Below are 5,441 nucleotides of genomic sequence, written 5' to 3'. Positions count from 1 at the left end.
GAGGTCGAGGTGGTCGAGGACCGGCAGCCAGGCGGCGGCCGCGTGGGCCCGTTCGGCGGCCCGATCCCGCTCCAGCTCCCGGACGGTCCGTTTACGCAGGTTGTCCAGGTCGGCGGCGGCCCGCCGCCACCGGTCGGTCAGCTCGTCCACCTGAGCGGCGAGCGCCACACTGTCCAGGACCGCCTCGGTCGGGAGGTCGTCCGCGCCGACGGGGCCGGCGCGGGCGGTGGCCTCTGCGCTACTCCGGTCCACGGTCCGGTCGGTGGTCTGGTCGGTACGGGGGCCGGCGGCGTGGCCGGTCCGGTCTGGGCGCTGTTCGTGCGGCATGTCGTTCGCCATCATCGGTCGGTCTCGGTCGGCATGGGTTCAGCCCCGGTCGAACTCGGCGTCTATCACGTCGTCGTCGCCGGGGGTGCCGCCGCCGGGGGTGCTGCCGCCGGGTGGTGGCTGTGGGCCGCCCGGGCCGCCCGGTGCGGTGTCGGCCGGGCTGCCGCCGGTTCCCTCGGTGGGGCCGGCCTGGCCGGTGCGGGCGGCGGCCAGGCCGTGGTAGATCTGTTGGAGATCCGAGGTCAGGGCGCGGGCCCGGTCCACCGGCGCCTCCTCGTTGATGGCCTGGCGGGCGTCGGTGACCAGTAGGTCGGCGCGGGCCTTCTCGTGTGGCGGGGCGGCGTCACCGAGTTCGGCCAGCAGCCGTTCGACGCGGTAGGCGACCGAGTCCAGCTCGTTGCGGGCGTCGATCGCGGAGCGTAGCGCCTTGTCGGCGGTGCGGTTACGCTCCGCCTCGGTGATCATCCGTTCGACCTCTTCCTTGGGGAGGTTGGAGGTTTCACTGATCGTGATCGACTGCTGGGCTCCGGTGTCCTTGTCGCGGACGGTGACGTTGAGGATGCCGTTGGCGTCGATGTCGAAGGTGACCTCGATCTGCGGTTCGCCGCGGGGCGCCGGGCGGATGTTTTCCACGCGGAAGCGGCCGAGTACCCGGTTGTCGGCGGCGCGTTCGCGTTCGCCCTGCAGTACCACGATGTCCACTGCCGGCTGGTTGTCCTCCGCGGTGGAGAACACCTCGGAGCGTCGTACCGGGATCGTGGTGTTGCGTTCGACGATTTTTGTCATCAGGCCGCCGCGGGTCTCCACCCCGAGGGAGAGCGGGGTGACGTCGAGCAGGAGCACGTCGGAGATCTCGCCCTTGAGCACCCCGGCCTGGATCGCCGCGCCCAGTGCGACGACCTCGTCGGGGTTGACGCTCATGTTCGGTTCCTTGCCGCCGGTCAGCCGCCGGACCAGTGCCTGCACCGCGGGCATCCGGGTGGCGCCGCCGACGAGGATCACCTCGTCGAGGTCGTCGGCGCTGACCTTGGCGTCCTCCATCGCCTGGCGGACCGGTCCCATGGTCCGTTCGACCAGGTCGGCGGTGATCTGTTCGAAGGTGGAGCGCATGACCGTGGTGGTCAGGTGCCGCGGCCCGGTGGCGTCGGCGGTGATGAACGGCAGGTTCACCTGGGTCTGGGTGACCGAGCTCAGTTCGACCTTGGCCTTCTCCGCGGCCTCGAACAGCCGTTGCAGCGCCTGGGGGTCCCGGCGCAGGTCGACGCCCTGTTCCCGGTGGAACCCGTCGGCGAGGTAGTCGACCAGCCGGCGGTCGAAGTCGTCCCCGCCCAGGTGGCTGTCCCCGGCCGTGGCCCGGACCTCGACCACCCCGTCGCCGACGTCGAGGATGCTCACGTCGAACGTGCCGCCGCCGAGATCGAAGACCAGGACGGTCTCGTGGCCCTTCTTGTCTAGCCCGTACGCCAACGCGGCCGCGGTCGGCTCGTTGATGATCCGCAGCACGGAGAGCCCGGCGATCCGGCCGGCGTCCTTCGTCGCGGTGCGCTGCGCGTCGTTGAAGTAGGCCGGCACCGTGATGACCGCTTCGGTGACCTTCTCGCCCAGGTTCCGCCCGGCGTCGTCGGCCAGCTTGCGCAGCACCAGCGCGCTGATCTCCTCCGGCGCGTAGAGCTTGTTCCGGATCTTGAACCGGGCGGCGCCCTCCGGGCCTGCGACGACGTCGAAGGCGACCGCTTTGGCCTCCTCGGTCACCTCGTCATAGCGGCGGCCGATGAACCGCTTGGCCGAGTAGATCGTGCCCTTCGGGTTCAGGATCGCCTGCCGTCGCGCCAGCTGCCCGACCAGGCGTTCACCGCTCTCGGTGAACGCCACCACCGACGGTGTCGTCCGCGCACCCTCCGCGTTCGGGATGACCCTCGGCTCGCCACCCTCCCAGGCGGCGATCACCGAATTGGTCGTCCCCAGATCAATGCCGACTGTCTTCGCCATCGAATGCTCCTCCAGAAGCGAACCTCACACATATGGGGACGTAATGAAGTAACAAATACGTGATCGAGAGCATCATCGCAGGTCACAGGCCTGTGGAGGGTTCGAAACGCGCAAGTTATTTCATTTCGACTCCTATGACGAATCGGGCATGCCCACGCCGTGAGCAGGCTTCACTCGGATAAACCGACCCCACAGCAGGGAACCTATCCAGGATTTGCCCAGCAAAACGCATTGCCTACGGAGTATCGCTTGTCGGCAGGCGAAGGAAGAGATCACGAAAAGGCCTTGATTGCCAGGGGAGCTGGAGCACCAGGAGAGCTGGCAGAGCCACACCGGTCGGGGCCGGGCCGGGGCAGGACAGGGATCGGGGGGCTGAGCCCGGCAGGACGGGCAGCACCAGGCAGCGCCTGGCCCTACAGCCGGTTTCTGGTCCTAAAGCCGATTCTGGCCCTACAGCCGGCTGTAGCCGGGTGTCCCTCGGCCGTGGCCCGCAGTTTTCGGGCCGGCGAGGCAGGGGTAGAGGCAAGGCATAGTCAATTGGACGCAAAGGTGATAGCCGGCCGGCCCGGCCGGAAGGAGTGAGGATCATGACACTACCCGTACGACGCGGAGAAGGCCTGGGAACGCTGGCACGATGGGATCCGTTCCGGGAGATCGAGGACGCCTGGACCCGCATGGGCAATCTGCTCGGCGACGTCATGGGCGGCGTCGAGGGCCGTCCGGCGCGGTTGCTGGGTGGCATAGTGCAGCCGGTCGACATCGAGGAGACCGATGACGCGTTCGTGATCGATCTCGATCTTCCCGGGGTACGCCGGGAGGACATCTCCGTGGACCTGCGCGACAACGAGCTGTTCGTCACCGGTGAAATCAAGGAGCGGGAACGCACGGGAGTACTGCGCCGCCGTAGCCGCCCAGTGGGCCGGTTCGAGCACCGCATCGCCGTGCCGGGTGACATTGACCCGGAATCGGTGCACGCCACCCTGGCCGACGGAGTGCTCACCATCCGGCTGGCGAAGGCCAAGCGGAGCCAGCCCAAGCACATCGAGATCAGCACCGGACCCGAAGGCCAGAGCACCGGCCCCGAGGGCCAAAGCTGACTGAGTGCCTGGTACGATTGAGTGCCTGGTACCCGGACCCGCCAGCGCGCCCTCCGCCGGGACCCCGGCAGGCCCGGCCTGTCCAGCCGGTCGGCTTGCCCCGCCAGCAGGCGCTACCGACGATTTGTAATTAAGGTATTGCATGTCGTGAGGATGGGCCTGCGATGTTCGCGGGGTCCGGTCACGTTCTGCTTCAGGGGAACCATCATGCCAAAGATCATCGCTTACGAGGAGGAAGCACGGCGCGGGCTGGAACGTGGCATGAACCAGCTGGCCGGCGCCGTGAAGGTGACGCTCGGTCCGAAGGGGCGCAACGTCGTCCTGGAGAAGAAGTGGGGCGTTCCCACCATCACCAATGACGGTGTCTCCATTGCCAGGGAGATCGAGCTCGAAGATCCGTATGAGAAGATCGGCGCCGAGATGGTCAAGGAGGTCGCCAAGAAGACCGACGAGGTGGCCGGCGACGGCACCACGACGGCGACCGTCCTGGCGGAGGCACTGGTCCACGAGGGCCTGCGGAACGTGGCCGCGGGCGCGAACCCGATCGCCCTCAAACGTGGCATCGAGCTGGCCGTCGAGCGGGTCTGTGGGGAGCTGGCCGACCTGTCCAGGGATCTGGAAACCAAGGATCAGATCGCCTCAACGGCCTCGATCTCGGCCGGCGGGGACACCGCGATCGGCCAGATCATCGCCGAGGCGATGGACAAGGTCGGCCGGGACGGCGTCATCACCGTCGAGGAGAGCAACACCTTCGGCCTCGAGCTGGAGCTCACCGAAGGTCTGCGTTTCGACAAGGGCTACATCTCGCCGTACTTCATCACTGATCAGGAGCGGATGGAGTGCGTCCTGGAGGACCCCTACATCCTGGTCGCCAACATCAAGATTTCGCTGGTCAAGGACATGCTCCCGCTCTTGGAGAAGGTCATGCAGGCCGGCAAGCCGCTGCTGGTTATCGCCGAGGACGTCGAGGGGGAGGCCCTGGCAACCCTGGTCGTCAACAAGATTCGCGGTACGTTCCGGTCCGTGGCCGTGAAGGCGCCGGGTTTCGGCGACCGGCGCAAGGCCATGCTCGGCGATATCGCCGTTCTGGCGGGCGGTCAGGTGATCAGTGAGGAGGTTGGTCTCAGGCTGGAGAACGCCGACCTCGACCTGCTTGGCCAGGCCCGCAAGGTTATCGTCACCAAGGATGACACGACCATTATCGAGGGCGCCGGCGACCCGGGCCAGATCGCCGGTCGGGTCAGCCAGATCCGTAGCGAGATCGAGAAGTCGGACGCCGACTACGATCGCGAGAAGCTGCAGGAGCGGCTGGCCAGGCTCGCCGGCGGCGTGGCCGTCATCAAAGCCGGCGCGGCCACCGAGGTCGAGCTCAGGGAGCGTAAGCACCGCATCGAGGACGCGGTCCGCAACGCGAAGGCCGCCGTTGAGGAGGGCATCGTTCCCGGCGGTGGGGTGGCTCTGCTGCTGGCCTCGGAGGCCGTCTTCGACGGGCTGGACGTGGCCGAGGACGAGCGGACCGGGGCCGAGATGGTGCGCCGCGCGTTGACCGAGCCGCTCCGGCAGATCGCGATCAATGCCGGTCTGGAAGGCGGCGTCGTGGTCGAGAAGGTCCGCAACCTGCAACCGGGGTGGGGGCTGGACGCCGCCACCGGCGAGCACGTCAACATGCTCGAGGCCGGGATCATCGACCCGACCAAGGTCACCCGCTCCGCCCTGCAGAACGCCGCATCCATCGCCGGGCTGTTCCTCACTACCGAGGCCGTCGTCGCCGAAAAGCCAGAGGAAAAGGAAACCGCGGCCGCGGCAGCCGGTGGGGGTGGCCTGGAATACTGATTGACAGCGTCGTTGTCGCGGCCGACACGCCGGCCGACACGCCCACGGTGGCGGTCGAACAGGCCCATCCCGTCCTGGAACTCGCCTACCGCGGCAACTCGCCTATTCCGCGACGTTTCCACCGCCGAACTGCCGACGGAAGGAACCGAGCAGGTGGTCGAGGCCCCAGAGGAACTGGCCTTGACCTCGATCGTT

At 67.8% G+C, this 5,441-nt stretch carries 4 protein-coding genes; 2 read left to right on the top strand and 2 right to left on the bottom strand.

The window, feature by feature from the left end:
• Together ACY45C_RS19430 and dnaK are read right to left on the bottom strand one after the other, a co-directional pair.
• Positions 1-327 (bottom strand): nucleotide exchange factor GrpE (locus tag ACY45C_RS19430; RefSeq protein ID WP_462189001.1); only part of this gene is annotated, 327 nt, incomplete at its 3' end.
• 39 nt (positions 328-366) lie between these two features.
• A complete protein-coding gene (gene dnaK, locus ACY45C_RS19425) occupies positions 367-2,316 on the bottom strand; it encodes a molecular chaperone DnaK (RefSeq protein WP_462189000.1) in 1,950 nt (649 codons plus the stop codon).
• A 587-nt stretch (positions 2,317-2,903) separates the two neighbouring features.
• Here dnaK and ACY45C_RS19420 point away from each other — a divergent pair.
• Together ACY45C_RS19420 and groL are read left to right on the top strand one after the other, a co-directional pair.
• Complete coding sequence (locus ACY45C_RS19420) at positions 2,904-3,413, top strand: Hsp20/alpha crystallin family protein (protein WP_462188999.1); 510 nt, start codon at positions 2,904-2,906, stop codon at positions 3,411-3,413.
• Between the two features lie 207 nt (positions 3,414-3,620).
• Entirely contained in the window at positions 3,621-5,246 is a 1,626-nt protein-coding gene (gene groL, locus ACY45C_RS19415) for a chaperonin GroEL (RefSeq protein WP_462188998.1), read from the top strand.
• Positions 5,247-5,441 lie beyond the last annotated feature (195 nt).

Source organism: Frankia sp. CcWB2, assembly GCF_977927585.1.
Note: the sequence above shows the minus strand (reverse complement) of the source record. Positions and strands in the feature narration are given on the sequence as shown.